Here is a 17,776-nt window from a genome sequence, read left to right on the forward strand (position 1 = left end):
CTCTTGAAGCAAGATATTGCGGAGAATGAACGTTTATGTCGCAGAAAATTGCGGATCCGATCGACAGGCGTATACTGAGAGAATTGTCAGCTGACGCGAGAATCACGAACAACGAACTCGCCGAGCGGGTCGGGCTGTCAGCATCGGCATGTTTGCGACGGCTTCGGCGGCTGGAGGAACTGGGCGTTATCAAGGGTTACTCCGCCATCATCGATCCGGCGTTCGAGGGATGGACGATGACGGCTCTCGCGTCCGTCCGCCTCAGCCGCCAGCACGATGACGAAATCCGGATGTTTGAGGCGGCCGTTCTTGACTGGGCGGAGGTTCTCGAATGTCATCTGGTCACGGGTTCGAGGGATTACATGCTCAAGATCATGTGCGGCGGGCTGGATGATTACGAGCGTTTCATCAAGGAAAAGATCGCAAAGCTGAAATGCGTCGACACCATTGAGACCAGCTTCGTAATGAACACGATCAAGGCGCGTCGCATCTGATTACTCCGATCCTGGCGCTCCGGGTGGAGCAATGTGAAATGCGGAACTTCGGCTGTCGGACCGATCCCTATTCTACCTTTCTTCCGCCTTTGACGAAATCAATGAAGGCGCGAAGAGGTGCGGGCACCAGGCGGCGACCGGGGTAATAGAGATAGGGCCCCGAAAAGCTCAGCCACCAGGGCTCCAGCAATGGCTCAAGTGCGCCGCTCGCCAGATGCGGTTCCAGCCAATCTTCGAAGAGATAGATGACACCCATGTCCGCAATGGCGGCGCTGACGCCGAGATCCGTGCCTCCGCCAGATTGCACGAGAAGCTGGCCCGGCGGATCGATGATCATCGTCTCGCCGTCCCGCTCGAATTCCCACGGGGGGATTGCCCGGCCGGCGAAACGACCCCGGATGCATGCATGCTCAAGGAGTTCCCGCGGATGGGTGGGGCGCCCTCGCGCTGCAATGTAGCCCGGTGCTGCGGCAAGCGCGAAGCGCTGTGCGCGCGGACCAATCGGCACGGCAATCATGTCCTGTTCAAGCCGCTCATCATAACGGATACCGGCGTCGCAGCCGGCGGAAATGATGTCGACAAAATTTTCGTCGGTGAGGATTTCCAGGCGGATATCCGGATAGGCTGCCAGAAAAGGCGGAACGATGTCAGGCAGAACCAGCCGGGCGGCACTGACGGGAACGTTGAGCTTCAGCGAGCCGGCCACCTGGTCCCGGTCGCCACTTATCTGGTCGAGCGCCGAGCGGATTTCGGCAAAGGCGGGATCCACCCGGCGAAGCAGTTCCGCGCCGGCTTCGGTTGGCAGAACGCTGCGGGTCGTGCGGTTCAGCAGGCGCACCCCGAGTTCGTTTTCAAGACGCTTGATCGCATCGCTCAGCGCCGACGAACTCATACCACTCGCACGGGCAGCCTGGCGGAAACCACTGGCGCGGGCGACCAGCAGGAATGCGCCGATATCGTTGAAATCCGGCATGACTGTATCCCTCTGCGGCATTTATATTGTCCGGAATGACGGACAGGCTGTTCTAACTATAGCGAATTGTGACTCCAATGACATCGCCTCTATAGTGGGGACAGACACAGCGGAGAAAGCTCAAATGTCGACACTCGACCAGTCTGGAACTTTTCACCTTGCAGGCCGCAATATCAGGCGGCTGGGCTATGGCGCGATGCAGTTAGCCGGTAAAGGCGTCTTCGGCCCTCCGAAAGATCGCGAGGAAGCGATCGCGGTAGTTCGGGAAGCCGTGGATAGCGGCGTCAATCATATTGATACGAGCGATTTCTACGGCCCCCATATTACCAATCAGATTATTCGCGAGGCACTGCATCCCTATGCAGACGACCTTCTGATCGTCACAAAGGTCGGTGCGACCCGTGGTGAGGATGCCTCCTGGAATGCGGCTTTCTCGAAGGAGGAGCTGACCCAGGCAGTTCACGACAATCTTCGCAATCTGGGTAAGGAGGTACTCGATGTCGTCAATCTCCGGGCCATGTTCGACGTTCACGGCCCCGCCGAGGGATCGCTCGCTGCACCGCTTGAAGTTCTGGCAGACCTGCAACGGCAGGGGTTGATCCGGCATATCGGTGTATCGAACGTGACGCCGCGACAGATCACGGAAGCCGGTGAAATCGTGGAGATCGTCTGCGTGCAGAACCAATATAATCTGGCGCATCGACAGGACGATGCCCTGATAGACACGCTCGCAGCACAGGGCATCGCCTATGTTCCATTCTTCCCGCTCGGTGGCTTTTCTCCGCTGCAATCGACAGTGCTCTCAGACGTCGCTACGCAACTGGACGCGTCGCCGCTGCAGGTGGCTCTCGCCTGGCTCCTGAAGCGATCCAGCAATATTCTGGTTATTCCCGGAACGTCTTCGCGCGCACATCTGCGCCAGAACCTTGCGGCTGCATCTCTTGATCTTCCGGACAGTGCCATGACCGCTCTTGCGGCAATCGGCGGATGAAGTCTCCACAGTTTCGGGAAAAGAGCATCTGACACCGTGACCGGAGTTGGCCTTCAAGCCGATGCATCCCACCATGCAGGTTCTTGCCGAAGCTTCCTCCGTACGCGTTTCAGCCGTCTACACCCCAGAGTTCCGGCGTCCGTTTAAAATACTCAGTCAGCATCTCGGTGAGCACCCGCACTTTGCGAGCGGGATGCTGGCTCGGTGGGCGGACGACATAGACGGCGCCCGGAGGGACCGGATAGCGCGTCATGATGGGAACCAGCGCGCCGGAGGCCAGATATGCATGTGTGATGCAGTCGGGAAGCCAGGCGATGCCGAGACCTGCAGCCGCCGCAGCAGCAAGCGCCGTGGCGCTGTCAGCCTTGAACTTGCCCTGCGGCTGAACCGTGACGATCCTGTCGCCATCCATGAACTGCCAGGCTTCCGTTCCCTGCATCAAAGCCTGATGGTTGACAAGCTGCTCGACCATCTCAGGGGAACCGTGCGCTTTGATATAAGCGGGGCTGGCGACAAGCTTGCCATGGATCGGCCCGACGCGCTTCGCGATCAGGTTCGAGTCCTGAAGATAGGCACCCCGAATCGCGCAATCAAAACCCTCAGCGATGAGATCGACGAAACGATCGCTGTAGGAGGTGTGGATGTGAAGCTGCGGGTGCTGACGCGCCATTTCCGCAAGCACGGGGGCGAAGTGGGTTGGGCCGAAAGTAAGTGGCATTGCGATCCTCAAACGGCCGTGCAGCTCGCCAGCGGGGAGGATCGTTTCCCGGGCTGTATCGATCTCGGCGCTGGCCCGAGCGGCATGGTCCCTGAAGGTGATCCCGGCCTCCGTGAGCGCGGCACCGCGCGTTGTCCGAGCGAGAAGCTGGACGCCAAGCTCCGCTTCTATCCGAAAGAGCCGACGGCTGACGATTGACTTGGAGATGCCGAGCCGGCGCGCTGCGGCCGAGACGCCACCGGCGTCGGCTACTGCGACAAATGTCCGTAGATCTTCGATGTCCATTCCAGGTTCCTCGTTTCGCGACACAGTTTGCCAGATTGTGGCACTATCTCACCGCCAAAAGGAACAGCAAATTGCTTCCAGGCAACGTCGCCCGCTGGCGCGTGTCTCTCTCGAACCCATCGCCGTCTATGGCGGCAGAGAAAGGAAGTCTTGATGACCCTTCGTAACGGCCTCGATTCTCTTCTTCGTCCCGAAGATTCGGTCCTCGTTCTGATCGACCATCAGCCCTACCAGCTCGCAAATCTCAACAGCCACGATCCGCACATGGTGGTCAACAACACGACCGCGCTGGCGAAGCTGGCAAAAGCCTTCGACGTTCCGACCATTCTCACCAGCGTGATTGCGGCGCGTGGTGGACTTCTCTTCAAGCATATCACCGACGTATTTCCGGATCAGGACGTCATTGATCGCACCTGGGTGAACACCTGGCAGGACGAGAATGTGGTGAACGCCGTCAAGGAGACCCGCCGCAAGCAGCTGATCATCGCCGGCCTGTGGACCGAGGTTTGCGTCGCAATGCCTGTGATCCAGGCCGCCGGCGAAGGCTGGGACGTGACCGTGATCACCGACGCGTCGGGCGGAATTTCGAAGGAATCCCATGAAGTTGCCATCCAGCGAATGATCAGGGCCGGCGCGAATGTCATGACCGTAATGGCACTTGCCGGCGAATGGCAACGTGATTGGGCACGCACGGAGCATGTCGAGGCGCTGACCGAGATTCTCATCCAGCACTTCGGCGGCAGCGGCATCGCCTATCTTTGGGAGCAGCAGCTTCTCAACACACCAGTGGCTGGCTGATCGCCGCCAACCTGGCAAGCATTTCGGTGAGGACCGGAACCGTCATTATCGGCCCTTACCGCCTTCATGCCGCCCGCCCCCAGGCAAGGGGTGATGGATAAAGGCAATCATGAAAGCAGCCGCCTAAAATCAACCCGGTGCCCCGGATACCCTTATAGCCTAACCCAGGTTACTGCCGCGGCTTAACGCCGGGAAAGCAATCGAGCCATCGCGTGATGCGGGGAAGGCTTGCCACTTTCCGGTCCGCTATCTCTTTCCAGCCGCGCGCGAATCTCCTCGATTTCCTCTTCGGTGAGATGCTCGATCCCGATGAAATCACTCCGCGCTTCCTCCACCGCCCGCAACAATTCGTCCAGCTTTGCTTCCATCGCCGCGGAATCCCGGTTCTGTGAGTTCTGCACGAGAAAAATCATGAGAAAGGTGACGATGGTCGTACCGGTATTGATGACCAGTTGCCAGACCTCCGAAAACCCGAATAACGGTCCGCTGATCCCCCAGACGAGGACAGTGCCAAGCGCCACGACGAAAGCAGTCGGAGAGCCGGAAAAGGACGCTATGCCGGTTGCGAAGCGGGTGAAGACCTTGTTCATGACACACCGTATCCCCTCAGCCCGGATACTGAAAGCTTGTTAGAACGCTAATGCACTAACAAAGAAAAAGAATGATAGTTCCGAATGGACCTTATGGTGCGGCGGAGACACCCACGTTGCTCCAGACAGATACCTCGGTCATTTTCGCATCATGCCAGACAAAACCCTCTCCGATCACCTGTGCGAGTGGGACTGCGATTTCCTCTTTCTGGAATCAAAATACTAGTATAATAGTTATCCAAAAGTCAGACGGAGGAATGACATGAACAGGATTGATCTCGACGGACAGGCGGCGGTGGTGACCGGCGGTGCACAGGGAATTGGCCTTGCCATCGCAAGGCGGCTTATTGAATCCGGCGCGAAGGTCAGCCTTTGGGATATGAGCGAGACGGCGATTGAGCAGGCCTGCGGCGTGCTTGGAGAGGGCGCCAGCGGCAAGGTTGTTGATGTCACCGATTTTGCCGGCCTCGCCCGCGTTCACGCCGAGGTCGAAGCCGAGACCGGACCGGTGTCGATCCTCGTCAATTCCGCCGGAATTGCGGGCAGCAATGCGACCCTTGAGGATTATGACATCGAGGAATGGCGGCGCGTCGTCGAGATTAATCTGAACGGCACCTTTTATGTCAACAAGACCGTGATCCCCTCCATGAAGGCCAGGAACTATGGCAGGATCGTCAATATCTCCTCGGTTGCCGGCAAAGAGGGCAATCCCAAGCTCTCAGCCTATTCCGCAGCCAAGGCGGGCGTGATTGGCTTGACCAAATCACTCGGCAAGGAACTCGCGGCACACGATATTGCCGTCAACGCGATCACGCCGGCGACGGCGCGCACACGGATCCTCGAAACTCTGACACCGGAATTTATCGATTACATGCTGACACGTATTCCGCGTGGCCGTTTTCTGGAAGTCGAAGAGGCTGCGGCAATGGTCGCATGGCTGGTGAGCCGTGAAAACAGCTTCACTACCGCCTCGGTTTTCGACCTTTCCGGTGGCCGGACGACCTATTGAGGAGCGTTCGATGCCGCGCATGGGATTTTGCCTTAACCTCAGGCCCGGTACGGTCGAGGAATATAAAAGGTTGCACGCCAATGTGTGGCCGGAGGTGCTCGACGCCATCGCCCGCGCCAATATCACCAATTATTCGATTTTTCTGAAAGAGCCGGAAAACCTGCTCTTCGGCTACTGGGAATATACGGGAGATGATTTCTCCGCCGATATGGCGGAGATGGCCAAGGGCGAGCGGATGCGGCAATGGTGGGCAATCTGCGAACCCCTGCAATTGCCCTTCCCGACGCGCCGGCCGGAAGAATGGTGGGCGCAGATGACCGAAGTCTTCCACATGGAGTGACTGCGCCTGTCGTCCTCTTCAAACGCGTTTCAAATGCCGGCAAATCCGCTGGCTTCGATGCTGCCGAGCAGTTTCAGCGTATTGCTGAGCGACGTCTCCAGGTGCTCCTTGATCGCCCTTTCGGCCGCTTCCAGGTCATGCGCCTCCAAAGCGTCAACAATGGCGCCGTGCTGCTCGATCGTCGTTTCACCGGCTCCCGGCGAAGGCAGCGACAGAAGGCGGCAGCGATCCATCTGTGCCTTGGTAATGTCCACCACACGCCACAGCATGGAATAACCATTGACCTCGGCAATGACCCTGTGAAAGGCGTCATCGTGATCGATAGCATCTTCGAAGCGGCTTCTTTTGACCGAGAGGGCGTGGAGATCGATGATGTCGCGTAAGCGTTGCACTCCATCCGCGCTGATCGTTTCTGCCGCATGGCGAACGCTTTCCCGCTCCAGCGCGATGCGGATGATATAGGCTTCCTGCACTTGCCTGCGGCTGATGCGGGTCACGAAGGTTCCGGCCTGGGCGCGGACATCGATCAGCCCTTCATCTTCAACACGTTTGACGGCCTCACGCACCGGCGTCCGCGACGTCCCGAGACGCTCGGCGATCTCTATTTCATTGACCGGCGAACCGGGCGCGAGCCTGCCGGTCACGATGGCGCGGCGAACGAGCTGATAGATCTGGTCGCGAAGCGGCATGTTCCGCGTGATGGTCACGCCATTGAGAAACCCGGTCAAATCGGATTTGTCCTGCAAGGAATGGCCCGCATTCGCCTCTTGTTTTGACACGTCCGTCGTCTCCCATCAAAAACCGGACTCACCGGTAAAAATTTCTTTAGCCGGTTTCACGCCCGCAACCAACCTCTCCCATGATTTCCAAGCAAGTCGTTCATGAAAGAAGCAAATAATGGGGGCCGTCGATTTTCGCCACTACCCCCCGGTCCCGCGCAGCTCGGTTACGATTGCTGGCGTTGATGATCCTCACGTCTCCATCAAAACCGGCATCGGCGCCAGCAGGCCCTTTTTCTGCAAGGCCTGCCACAATTCTTCCGGTATGTCCGTCTCGAACCATCCGACCGATTGCAGCAGCTTATCGGGATGTTTGGCTCCCACCAGGACCGAAGCGACCGCGGGATGAAACAGCGGGAACTGCACCGCCGCAGCTCCCAGCGGCACGTCAAAGGCGGCGCAGACCCGCGCTAGCTCCTCAGTGCGCCGTACGATCTCGGCGGGCGCATCCTTGTAATTGAACTTGGCGTTAGAAGCCGTGCCCGTGGCAAGAATGCCGGAATTGAACACGCCACCAATGACGATGGCCGTGCCCTGCCGATGGGCGCGGTCCAGCAACGGCACCGCATCCTGTTCGAGCAGGCTGTGCCGGCCGGCCAGCAGGCAGCAATCGAGATGAACCTCATCCATGGCGGCGGCGATCGCCTCTGCCTCATTGACCCCCAGCCCGAAACCGCCGATCAGGCCGGCCTCACGCAACTCGCCGAGTGCCCTGAAGCCACCCGACGTCAATTGCCGCCAGAGCGCGGCATTTCTTTCACCATGGGTGAGGACGCCGATGTCATGTATGAAGAGAATATCCAGCCTGTTGGTGCCCATGCGCTGCTGGCTGTCGTCGAAGCTGCGCATGATGCCGTCATAGCTGTAATCAAAGGTCTCGCGAAACGGTAGCCCGTTTTGCCAGCCCGGATCCAACGGGTTTTTCGGCGGCTCCGGCGGCAGGCGGTGACCCGGACGGTCATTGCTGAAAAGCCTCCCGACCTTGGTGCTAACGACGGCTTCATGGCACTGCGGTTCTTCGCGCAAAAACTGCCCGAGCAGATGCTCCGCCCGGGTAAGACCGTACATCGGCGCCACGTCGAAATAACGGACGCCGCTGTCCCATGCCGCCTGAAGCGTCGCCAGCGCATCGGCGGCGCTCACCGGCGTATAAAGCCCGCCAAGCGACGCGCAGCCCATGCTGAGCGCCGTTACCGACAGATTTGTGGTTCCCAGACGTCGTTTATCTCCTGCCCGCATCGCAATCTCCCGTGCATTCGCCGACAATTACACTAATATAATAATCGATCAAGATTGTTGGGTGGTACTTCATCGAGAACGGTTCCAGTAAGCCCCCGGGCGGATTGAGCCGTTCTCAGGCGCAAATTTCGCTCTCATGGTTTCGCACATCTTGAGATGCGGAGCCCGACTTCCATTTGCCTGAAATGCTCGCAATCAAACCCTCTTCAAGTCCCTTGACCACGATGCATTATACTAGTATTCCAATATACAGCAAACAACGAATTTCTGGCTTCCGCCTGTTTCACGCAGAGAAATCATGGCTCGCTACATCAAACTGACTGAAACCGATAACATCATCGTCGCCGTCGAACCGATCACGCTGGGTGAGAGCGTGGCAGAGGTTACTGCGCGCGAGCGTATTCCGCGCGGTCACAAAATGGCCCTGCAGGCGATCGCAAATGGGACACCGATCGTCAAATATGGGCAGATCATCGGCTTTTCCACGCGGGACATCGAGCCGGGGCAATGGGTCCACGAGCATAACGTGACGATGCAGAGCTTCGAACGCGGTTATGCGAGTGGCGAGGAAGCAAGACCGACGCGCTATGTCGAGCCGGAGAAACGCCACAGCTTCAACGGTTTCAGACGCCCCAGCGGACGCTTCGGCACCCGTAATTACATCGCCGTTCTCACCTCGGTGAACTGTTCCGCCACCGCCTCGCGCTTTATCGCCGATGAGATCAACCGCTCTGGCATTCTCGACCAGTTCCCGAATGTGGACGGTGTCATATCGCTCGTCCACGGCACCGGATGCGGATTGGATATCCATGGCGAGGCCTACGAATTGCTGAAGCGCACCCAATGGGGCGTGGCAAAGAACCCGAATGTCGGCGGCGTGCTGATGGTGGGGCTGGGTTGCGAGGCGTTTCAGATCCCGCGCTGGATGGATGCTTACGGATTAAGGGAAAGCGAGACCTTTCGCACGCTTACCATTCAGGAACTTGGTGGCACGCGCAAAACGGTGGAGGCCGGCGTCGTGGCCATCCGCGAGATGCTGCCGGTGGTCAATAAGGCCATTCGTGTCCCCGCCCCCGCTTCAGAACTGATGCTGGCATTGCAATGCGGCGGCTCGGACGGTTATTCCGGCATCACGGCCAATCCGGCGCTCGGTATTGCCGCCGATATATTGATCGCCGAAGGCGGAACCGCGATCCTCTCGGAAACCCCGGAAATATACGGCGCGGAGCATCTTTTGATCCGCCGGGCGGAACGACCGGAGGTCGGCGAGAAGCTGGCCGAACGCATCCGCTGGTGGGAGAACTATACCCGGCGGCACGACATGGAGATGAACAACAACCCTTCCCCCGGCAACAAGGCGGGCGGCCTGACGACCATTCTCGAAAAATCGCTGGGAGCGGCGATGAAGGGCGGCTCGACCAATCTGACGGCAGTATTCAACTACGCCGAACCGGTGGACGCCAGGGGACTGGTCTTCATGGATACGCCCGGTTACGACCCCGTTTCAGCCACGGGCCAAGTGGCGGGTGGCGCCAATATTCTCTGTTTCACCACCGGGCGGGGCTCGGCATTTGGCTGCAAGCCCACCCCTTCGATCAAGCTCGCTTCCAATTCCTACATCTTTGAGAAAATGGGAGAAGATATGGACATCAATTGTGGTGACGTACTTGATGGCAAGACGCTGCAGCAGAAGGGCGAAGAAATCTTCACGAGAATCCTAGCCGTCGCCTCCGGCGAGCGCACAAAATCCGAGCTTCTGGGGTATGGCGACAATGAATTCGTCCCATGGTCCATCGGCGCGACGATGTAAGCGACCGGCCCGAGGTTTCGGAAAACGCCTGAGCCAAAGGCCTGACAACAAGGAAAGACGCAAGGGGCATTCGCTTGCCACAATTATTATATTAATGTAACAAAACTTTGAATGCTCTGGGAGGAGAATATGACGGCAACGGCGAGTGCGCTGCGCATGCGGGGGATCAGCAAGATATTTCCCGGTGTAAAAGCGCTGTCCAACGTCAATTTCACAGTCGAATACGGTCGCATCCACGCCGTCGTCGGTGAAAACGGCGCTGGTAAATCGACGCTGATGAAAATCCTGAGCGGCAGCTATGCTCCCACCACCGGTACGACGGAAATCGCGGGCGTGGAGGTGCAGATGCGCCGGCCGGCCGACGCCCAGAAACTCGGCATCCGCATGGTGCATCAGGAGCTGAACCTCGTTCCGGACCTTACCGTTGCGGAAAATATCTATCTCGGCCGCATGCCGCACCGCCGCTTCCTGGTCGACAGGCAGGCCATGCTGCGCAAGGCGGCTGCGGTTTTGAAAGAACTGGAAGCGGCGATCGACCCGAAGGCGCGGCTCGGTGATCTGCCGATCAGCCAGCAGCAGCTCGTCGAGATCGCCAAATCCTATTCCGCCGATCCGCGTATCATCGTCCTGGACGAGCCGACATCCAGCCTGAGCGAGCATGAGACAACAGCCCTGTTTTCCATCCTTCGCAAGATGAAAAGCCAGGGTATCGCCATCATCTATATCAGCCATCGGCTGAAAGAAGTGCTTGATATCGCTGATGACGTGACCATCCTGCGCGATGGCAGCATGATCGACACCCGACCGGCCGCCGGCATCACCGCCGCCGAAATGATCCGCCTCATGGTCGGTCGCGAAGTTGCCAATGTCTTTCCCAAAACACCATCGAAGATCGGCCCGGTGGCGTTCAAGGTCACGGGACTGAGCGACGGCGAAAAATTCCACGACGTCGGTTTCGATGTGCGGTCAGGCGAAATTCTCGGCCTGACCGGCCTGGTCGGCGCCGGCCGCACCGAGGTCGCCCAGGCGATTTTCGGCCTTGCGCCGCTGGCCACGGGCAGGATCGAGATAAACGGCAAGGCCGTTACGATTGGTTCACCGGCAGCGGCCGTTAAGGCGGGCGTCGCCTATGTTCCCGAAGATCGGAAAGGCGATGGCATCGTGCCGTCCATGAGCGTGCGCGAAAACATCAGCCTGCCGGTGCTGCGACGTCTGAGCCGTCTCGGGCGCATCGGCATGAGTAGGGATCGGGGACTGGCGGCGAAATATACGCGCGATTTTTCCATCGTCCCGCCCGATCCGGAGCGGCGCATCAACCTGCTTTCGGGCGGCAATCAGCAGAAGGCGATCATTTCACGCTGGCTGGCGGCGGGACCGAAGGTGTTGATCCTCGACGAACCGACACGCGGCGTCGATGTCGGCGCGAAGGCGGAAATCCACCGCATCATCGGCGAACTCGTGGCCGGTGGCATGGCGGTGGTTATGATCTCGTCGGAACTGCCTGAGGTGATGGGGGTCTGCGACCGGGTGGTGGTCATGCGCGATGGGCGCGCCTCCTCCCCGATTGCACGCGGAGACTTGACGGAAGAGCGCATCATGGCGCTTGCAACAGGGGAAGAACCAGCGTGAGCGACATCACCGCTATCACCGAAAAGCACAATGTCGCCCCGCGCTTTCATCGCGGCGGGCGGCTGGCGGGCCTGTTCGCCAAAGGCGGCCTGCTGCTGGCCATTCTTCTCGTGATCCTATACGGCTCGTTTTCAAGCCCGGTCTTCTTCACGACAGGCAATTTCATCAATATCCTGACATCCATGGCCATTGTCGGCATCGTGGTCGTGGGCATGACCTTCGTCCTCGTTACCGGCGGGCTCGCCGACCTGTCGGTGCCGGCAACCATCGCCTGCGGCGCGATCCTGTCTCTGGCGTTGCAGCCGGAGATCGGCGCAGTTCCGGCCTTTGTGGTCGCTATCGCACTCGCCGGCGCCTGCGGTCTCATCAACGGATTGCTGATCGGTTATATCGGCGTCAATCCGATCATCGCGACCCTTGGCCTCGGCACCATCATTCTCGGCATCGTGCAGGCGGCGGTCGGCGGCGTCATCGTTTATGGAACCGATCCGGCCATCGCCACCTTCGTCAAAAGCCGCATTCTCGGCATTCCGCTTGTCGTGCTGGTGTTTCTCGCCGTCGCGGTGGCAGGCCATTTCGTCCTGTCGAGCACCATCTGGGGCCGATGGACACTCGCCACCGGCGGCAATTACCGGGCGGCGCGGGCCAGCACCGTGCCGGTCCGGGCGGTCAAGGCCGGTGCATTCGTCATCACCGGGCTGGCATCCGGCCTCAGCGGTGGCCTGCTCGGCCTCACCCTGCAAAGCGCACGTCCACTGGTCGGAACGGGTTATGAATTCAGCGCCATCACCGCCGTCGTGGTTGGTGGCATCTCGATCATGGGCGGCTTCGGCTCGGTGCCGCGCGCCATCGCCGGCCTCGGCCTCGTCCAGCTCTTGACCAATGTTATGGTGCTACAGGGCGTTCCCACCCCGATCCAGGGTTTCGTCCTCGGGCTGCTCATCGCCTTTGCGGTCGCCCTCGACGTCGCGCTTCGCCGGAGGGCCGTGGCATGAACGAATTATTGTCTGCACTGTCGCGCTATCGCGTGACGATCATATTGGGCGCGACGCTGGTCATTGCCGCACTGACCGTGCCCGGCTTTGTCAGCCTCACCACCGCTAGCCTCGGTCTCGATCGCGGCGCATCGATCGGCATCGTCGCCATCGGCCTGACGGTGCTGCTTATCGCCGGCCAGATCGATCTTTCCGTCGGCGCGGTCTTTGCGCTCTCCGGCATCGTGGCGATTTCGCTGCAGGCTGAGCTCGGCATATGGCCGGCGGCAGCGCTCGGGGTGCTGACCGGTATTGCCGCAGGTGTCTTCAACGGCATTCTTACCGTTGTCTTCAAGATCAATGCGCTGGTAGCGACGCTCGCCAGCATGCTGATCTTCCGGTCGCTGGCGCATTGGATCACCGGCAGCCAGCCGGTGTCCGGCACCGACATTACCTTCGCTGTCACCCTGTCGCAGGTCTATGCGGAAATTTTCACGACCCGCAGCGCCCTGTTTATGGCCGGCATCGTGATGCTCGATTTCTGGCTGCGGCGCACCGTTTCAGGCCGCAACCTGTTCGCAGTCGGATCGAACCCCGTCGCCGCCGAGGCAAGCGGCATATCATCGGGCAGAACCTTGTTCCTCGGCTTCATTTTCGCGGGTGCGCTCGCCGGTCTGGCAGGCGTTTTCGAAAGCCTGACGACCAATACCGGTTCGCCCGTCTTCGGTGCGGAAATCACCGTCGTCATCATTGCCGCCGTTGTGGTGGGAGGCACCCGGCTGGAAGGCGGCCGCGGGTCCGCGCTGGGCACGCTCGGCGGTGTTCTCACGATTGCGGCACTGACCACGGCAATGGAGTTCCAGTCCGTGCCGGCCTACGTCCAGCAGATCGTCAACGGACTGATCCTGATCCTGCTGGTCGTGCTTGACCGTACCGTGCGCGCAAGACCGCGTCCGGCAATGCCGATACTGAAATCCCTTTAACCAGACATGTCACTTAAGGAGGAGTTTGTGATCATGAATAAAAAGACCTTGTTTGCCGGTGTGGCGGCGCTTATCGCCTCGGCCGGCTTCGCCGAGGCCAAGACGGTATGTTACGTTACGGCCGCCGATTCCCACGCCTATGTCACGCCGGCCAACAAGGCCATCGATGCGCGGGCGAAGGAACTCGGCGTTGAGGTTCTCAGCCTCAGCCAGAATTTCGACGTCCAGACCGGCGTGCAGCAGATCAACACCTGCATTGCCCGCAAGGCGGCCGGCATCATTTTATGGCCGCTTGATCCGCAGGCCTATATTCCCGGCCTGGCCAAGGCCAAGGCGGCCGGCATTCCCGTCAATCTCATCAATTCGCCGATGAATGATGCGGCCAAACCCTTTGTTACCTCCTTCACCGGCCCGGATGTCTATTCCGAAGGTGAAATGGCGGCCGAGGCGCTTCAGAAGGCGCTGGATGGCAAGGGCTCCATCGTCATCATCGCCGGCCAGGCCGGCAATGGCACCACCATCGGCCGTGTCGACGGCTTCAACGCCAAGCTGAAGGCACTCGGCAGCAAGATCGAAGTTCTCGATACGGTCAATGCGGATTTCGACCAGCAGAAGGCGCTTGTCGCCAGCCGCGACCTGATCACCCGTTTCGGCGACAAGATCGCCGGCGTTTATGCCAATGACGACACCATGGCGCGCGGCTTCATCGACGCCTGGAAAGAAGCAAAATCCGGCAAGGCGACACCGCCGATCGTCGGCATCAACGGCCAGAAAGACGCCTTCGAATCGATCAGGAACGGTGAAATGTACGCCACAATCGTACAATCCCCGATCGAGGACGGCCTGCTGGCAATCAACGCCATGGCAGATGTCCTGAACGGCAAGAAAATCGACGCCCGTCTGCCTATTCCGCTGACGGTTGTGACGAAGGCGAATGTGGAAAAGGAAAAACCCGCCTTCTGAACGATGCAACACGGACAAAAGCGGGCGTCACGCGCCAGCATGTAAAGCAGGCCGCGCAACTATCTGGGTTGCGCGGCTTATTCCATCGTCATCGGCAGAAAACGGCTCCGCGGACTTCAGGCTTCAGCATGTTCGCGAACATCATCCAGAAGAAAGTGCACCATCACATAGGGCGTCGTGTGTTTCTGGCCGCTATCGGACACGTTCTCGACACTGCCACCATCGGAGGGGTGCCATTTCTGGTAATGAGGGTTGTTGGCGATCAGCGTAATCGCCTTGCCCGTAAACCTGCCGTTCAACCGATAGCGAACCTCTGCGAGAGGCCAGATTTTCTCAAAATCCTGCTGGCTGATACGGGCTTTCAGGGCCCTTCTGGATATCGCTTTGCCGGGCGAACCATCGTCATGTGCTACCGGTGGAATATGAAGGTCTACCTCTTCCGCATCATCAAGCAGAAAGGCAAATTCGTCTGGCCACATCCGTCTCACGTATCGCTCCTCCCAAAGCTTATCATCTTACAGCACGACCATGATAACGCCTCTGCCGTGAGAGGCAATGGCGGATATGACCCCGCACCCGCCGGCATTCCCCCCGTGCTCCCCCTTAAGGGGTAAACCGGCATGCATTAGCCAGCACTAAACCGAAAGCTCCCTTCGGATGATTTCCGCCCCTGCACCCAAAGCATTCAGCTTGCTTCTTGCGACCTGACGCGAGAGGGGTGCCATGCCGCAATTGGTGCAGGGATAAAGCTTGTCGGCATCTACAAACCGAAGCGCTTTTCGCAGTGTATCCGCGACTTCCTCGGGGGTCTCGATTGCACTGGTTGCCACGTCAATGGCGCCAACCATCACTTTTTTACCCCGAATGAGCTCGATGAGATCCATCGGAACACGGGAGTTGTGGCATTCCAGCGAGATCAGATCGATATTGGACTTCTGCAGTTTGGGGAAAGCTTCCTCATATTGCCGCCACTCCGACCCGAGAGTCTTTTTCCAGTCCGTATTGGCCTTGATGCCGTAACCGTAGCAAATATGCACGGCAGTTTCACACTTCAGCCCTTCGATTGCCTTCTCGAGCGTGGCAACGCCCCAATCATTCACCTCGTCAAAAAAGACATTGAATGCGGGCTCGTCGAACTGAATGATGTCGACACCAGCAGCCTCCAGTTCCCTGGCTTCCTGATTGAGGATCTTGGCAAATTCCCAGGCCAGTTTTTCGCGACTTTTATAGTGGCTGTCATAGAGCGTATCGATCATGGTCATGGGACCCGGCAGGGCCCATTTGATGGGCTGCCTGGTTTGCTGACGCAAGAATTTGGCGTCTTCAACAAAAACCGGCTTTTCGCGAGACACTGCGCCAACGACCGTCGGCACACTGGCATCGTAGCGATTACGAATTCTGACGGTCTCACGTTTTTCAAAATCAACGCCGCTGAGGTGCTCGATAAACGTCGTGACAAAATGTTGGCGCGTCTGCTCGCCGTCACTGACGATATCGATGCCTGCCTGTTGCTGGTCGTTCAGGGACAATCGCAGGGCATCTCTTTTGCCCTCAATCAATTCCTCATCCTGCAATTTCCAGGGTGACCAGAGTTTTTCAGGTTGTGCAAGCCAAGAGGGTTTTGGCAGGCTGCCGGCGGTTGACGTGGGCAACAGTGTTTTCATGATAGGTTACCTTGTGTTTTGGTCGTCAACGGGCGCAATCAGAAGATAATCTCTCGAGAATGGACCGATATGGTCTGATGAAATGCTGCTCGGCAAACCTGCCCTGCTCGATAGCTAGCCGGCTACGTTCTTCCCGATCATAGACAATTCGAGTGAGTGAATAATCCTGGTGGTTCAGGTCCGGCTGATAGCGAGCGCCCGCCGCAGAATTGGCGTTATAAATCTCGGGCCGATAGATCTTCTGAAAAGTCTCCATCGTGCTGACGGTGCTGATGAGCTCGAGATTGGTGTAGTCGCCAAGCAAGTCACTGACAAAATAAAAAGCCAATGGCGCAACGCTATTCGGAGGCATGAAATAGCGGACCCGCAACCCCATTTTTTTGAAATATTGGTCGGTCGAAGAGAACTCATTCTGCCGGTATTCGACACCCAGTACAGGATGCTGATTGTCAGTTCGGTGATAGGTTTTGCTGCTTGATGCACTCAGGCATATGACTGGCGGCTTGTTGAAATTCTCTTTGTAAGCAGCCGAGTTCAGGAAACACTTGAACAGGTTTCCGTGCAGATCGCCAAATTTGTCTGGCGTGCTGAATTGGGGCCGGTCCCTGTTGTGCTCCGGCAGCAAGACGCTGAAGTCGTAATCGCGGACATAGGAAGAAAAATTATTGCCGACAATGCCATCAATGCGCTCGTTGGTTTTTCGATCAACGATGTTCGTTTTCAGGATTTCAATCAGCGGAAAAGCATCATTCCTGCCTTCAGCACCAATATTCATTTCGACGGATATGATTTCGAGCTCGACAGAATAGCGGTCGCCTTCAGGGTTATCCCAATGCGCCAGTGTGTTGAAACGATTGTCGATCATCCTCAGGGCATTGCGCAGGTTCTCCTGACGGTTCTCTCCCCTAGCCAGATTGGCGAAGTTGGTCGTAACACGCGTGTTTTCTGAAGGATGATAATCTTCATTAAAAGTAACTCTCTTAATATCAAAATTAAAATCTCTACTCATCGCGATTCGACGTCCTTGTCTCCCGATATAAACCTGAAATTTTTGACTTATGCTTCAGGATATACGAAACATTATTTTCAATTATCTCCAGCCTGCAACATTCCTGCTGCCCATACTTGAGACTGTGCGTGATATATGCCTGAGACATTGATCGAGTAAAAATGGTTTTATCTCATTGAAGCATGAGCCACGTTCATGATTTGGCGTAGCGCCGGACTAAAGATCCTCTGCTGCGAACCCCTCAACGCTTCCATGACATTCCGGTGATAGATGCCTTGACCAGTTCAACGACATGCGACATTGGTTAGCCATCGTGGTTCTGCGGACGAAGGTCCGGAGCTAAGAGGGAATTCGGTGAGGGCTTTAATCACAGCCTGAATCCGAAGCTGCCCCCGCAACTGTAAGCGACGAGCGAAAGTCCATCATGTCACTGAGGCCGGCCTCGGGAAGACGGACCAAAGCTATGACCCGCAAGCCAGGAGACCTGCCGCGATAGATAACGTCCACGGGCGGGGTGTCCCGGAGTGC

At 58.1% G+C, this 17,776-nt stretch carries 18 protein-coding genes and 1 riboswitch; of the genes, 10 read left to right on the top strand and 8 right to left on the bottom strand.

The annotated features are described in order from the left end of the window. Positions 1-35 precede the first annotated feature (35 nt). Positions 36-494 carry an Lrp/AsnC family transcriptional regulator gene (locus tag ATU_RS17730; RefSeq protein ID WP_006313409.1) on the top strand — a complete coding sequence of 153 codons (459 nt, stop codon included), beginning with the start codon at positions 36-38 and terminating at the stop codon, positions 492-494. Between the two features lie 67 nt (positions 495-561). On the opposite strand, the gene ATU_RS17735 is transcribed toward ATU_RS17730, so the two are convergent. After that, positions 562-1,467: a LysR family transcriptional regulator gene (locus ATU_RS17735; protein ID WP_010973335.1), complete on the bottom strand. Its 906-nt coding sequence runs from the start codon at positions 1,465-1,467 to the stop codon at positions 562-564. A gap of 124 nt (positions 1,468-1,591) precedes the next feature. On the opposite strand from ATU_RS17735, the gene ATU_RS17740 reads away from it, so the two are divergent. After that, a complete protein-coding gene (locus ATU_RS17740; protein ID WP_010973336.1) occupies positions 1,592-2,458 on the top strand; it encodes an aldo/keto reductase family oxidoreductase in 867 nt (288 codons plus the stop codon). A gap of 109 nt (positions 2,459-2,567) precedes the next feature. Here the strand turns inward: ATU_RS17740 and ATU_RS17745 are convergent, their stop codons facing one another. Next, positions 2,568-3,461, bottom strand: a complete 894-nt coding sequence (locus ATU_RS17745) for a LysR family transcriptional regulator (protein ID WP_010973337.1) — start codon at positions 3,459-3,461, stop codon at positions 2,568-2,570. 153 nt (positions 3,462-3,614) lie between these two features. Here ATU_RS17745 and ATU_RS17750 point away from each other — a divergent pair, with 153 nt between their 5' ends. Then, on the top strand, positions 3,615-4,259 hold the full coding sequence (locus ATU_RS17750; RefSeq protein ID WP_010973338.1) for a hydrolase: 645 nt from the start codon (positions 3,615-3,617) through the stop codon (positions 4,257-4,259). A gap of 182 nt (positions 4,260-4,441) precedes the next feature. Here the strand turns inward: ATU_RS17750 and ATU_RS17755 are convergent, their stop codons facing one another. Further along, a complete protein-coding gene (locus ATU_RS17755; RefSeq protein ID WP_010973339.1) occupies positions 4,442-4,849 on the bottom strand; it encodes a low affinity iron permease family protein in 408 nt (135 codons plus the stop codon). Between the two features lie 262 nt (positions 4,850-5,111). On the opposite strand from ATU_RS17755, the gene ATU_RS17760 reads away from it, so the two are divergent. Continuing rightward, positions 5,112-5,858 (top strand): SDR family NAD(P)-dependent oxidoreductase, encoded by a 747-nt coding sequence (locus tag ATU_RS17760; RefSeq protein ID WP_006313403.1) that lies wholly within the window; start codon positions 5,112-5,114, stop codon positions 5,856-5,858. Positions 5,859-5,868: 10 nt separating this feature from the next. Further along, a complete protein-coding gene (locus ATU_RS17765; protein WP_010973340.1) occupies positions 5,869-6,198 on the top strand; it encodes an L-rhamnose mutarotase in 330 nt (109 codons plus the stop codon). Positions 6,199-6,227: 29 nt separating this feature from the next. On the opposite strand, the gene ATU_RS17770 is transcribed toward ATU_RS17765, so the two are convergent. Beyond that, positions 6,228-6,977 (bottom strand): GntR family transcriptional regulator, encoded by a 750-nt coding sequence (locus ATU_RS17770; RefSeq protein WP_162180313.1) that lies wholly within the window; start codon positions 6,975-6,977, stop codon positions 6,228-6,230. A gap of 192 nt (positions 6,978-7,169) precedes the next feature. Continuing rightward, positions 7,170-8,222: an aldo/keto reductase gene (locus tag ATU_RS17775; RefSeq protein ID WP_035256969.1), complete on the bottom strand. Its 1,053-nt coding sequence runs from the start codon at positions 8,220-8,222 to the stop codon at positions 7,170-7,172. Between the two features lie 292 nt (positions 8,223-8,514). On the opposite strand from ATU_RS17775, the gene ATU_RS17780 reads away from it, so the two are divergent. The 5 genes from ATU_RS17780 to ATU_RS17800 all read left to right on the top strand — a co-directional run bounded on the left by ATU_RS17780 (position 8,515) and on the right by ATU_RS17800 (position 14,575). After that, complete coding sequence (locus ATU_RS17780) at positions 8,515-10,026, top strand: UxaA family hydrolase (protein ID WP_010973343.1); 1,512 nt, start codon at positions 8,515-8,517, stop codon at positions 10,024-10,026. A 129-nt stretch (positions 10,027-10,155) separates the two neighbouring features. Next, positions 10,156-11,655: a sugar ABC transporter ATP-binding protein gene (locus tag ATU_RS17785; RefSeq protein WP_010973344.1), complete on the top strand. Its 1,500-nt coding sequence runs from the start codon at positions 10,156-10,158 to the stop codon at positions 11,653-11,655. Beyond that, a complete protein-coding gene (locus ATU_RS17790; RefSeq protein WP_010973345.1) occupies positions 11,652-12,650 on the top strand; it encodes an ABC transporter permease in 999 nt (332 codons plus the stop codon). The genes ATU_RS17785 and ATU_RS17790 overlap by 4 nt, the downstream gene beginning before the upstream one ends. Beyond that, positions 12,647-13,612 carry an ABC transporter permease gene (locus ATU_RS17795; RefSeq protein WP_010973346.1) on the top strand — a complete coding sequence of 322 codons (966 nt, stop codon included), beginning with the start codon at positions 12,647-12,649 and terminating at the stop codon, positions 13,610-13,612. Before ATU_RS17790 ends, ATU_RS17795 begins: the two co-directional genes overlap by 4 nt. 33 nt (positions 13,613-13,645) lie before the next feature. Then, positions 13,646-14,575 (top strand): sugar ABC transporter substrate-binding protein, encoded by a 930-nt coding sequence (locus tag ATU_RS17800; protein WP_010973347.1) that lies wholly within the window; start codon positions 13,646-13,648, stop codon positions 14,573-14,575. Positions 14,576-14,691: 116 nt separating this feature from the next. Here the strand turns inward: ATU_RS17800 and ATU_RS17805 are convergent, their stop codons facing one another. The 3 genes from ATU_RS17805 to ATU_RS17815 all read right to left on the bottom strand — a co-directional run bounded on the left by ATU_RS17805 (position 14,692) and on the right by ATU_RS17815 (position 17,248). Beyond that, a complete protein-coding gene (locus ATU_RS17805) occupies positions 14,692-15,054 on the bottom strand; it encodes a hypothetical protein (RefSeq protein ID WP_035256946.1) in 363 nt (120 codons plus the stop codon). Between the two features lie 156 nt (positions 15,055-15,210). Continuing rightward, the gene (locus ATU_RS17810; protein WP_010973349.1) at positions 15,211-16,239 is read right to left on the bottom strand and encodes a methionine synthase; all 1,029 of its coding nucleotides are present in this window, start codon (positions 16,237-16,239) and stop codon (positions 15,211-15,213) included. Positions 16,240-16,264: 25 nt separating this feature from the next. Next, positions 16,265-17,248 (bottom strand): DUF1852 domain-containing protein, encoded by a 984-nt coding sequence (locus tag ATU_RS17815; protein ID WP_010973350.1) that lies wholly within the window; start codon positions 17,246-17,248, stop codon positions 16,265-16,267. Positions 17,249-17,545: 297 nt separating this feature from the next. Continuing rightward, positions 17,546-17,754, top strand: a riboswitch (cobalamin riboswitch). The last annotated feature ends 22 nt before the right edge of the window (positions 17,755-17,776 follow it).

This window comes from Agrobacterium fabrum str. C58 (assembly GCF_000092025.1).
In the GTDB taxonomy this organism is placed as follows: domain Bacteria; phylum Pseudomonadota; class Alphaproteobacteria; order Rhizobiales; family Rhizobiaceae; genus Agrobacterium; species Agrobacterium fabrum.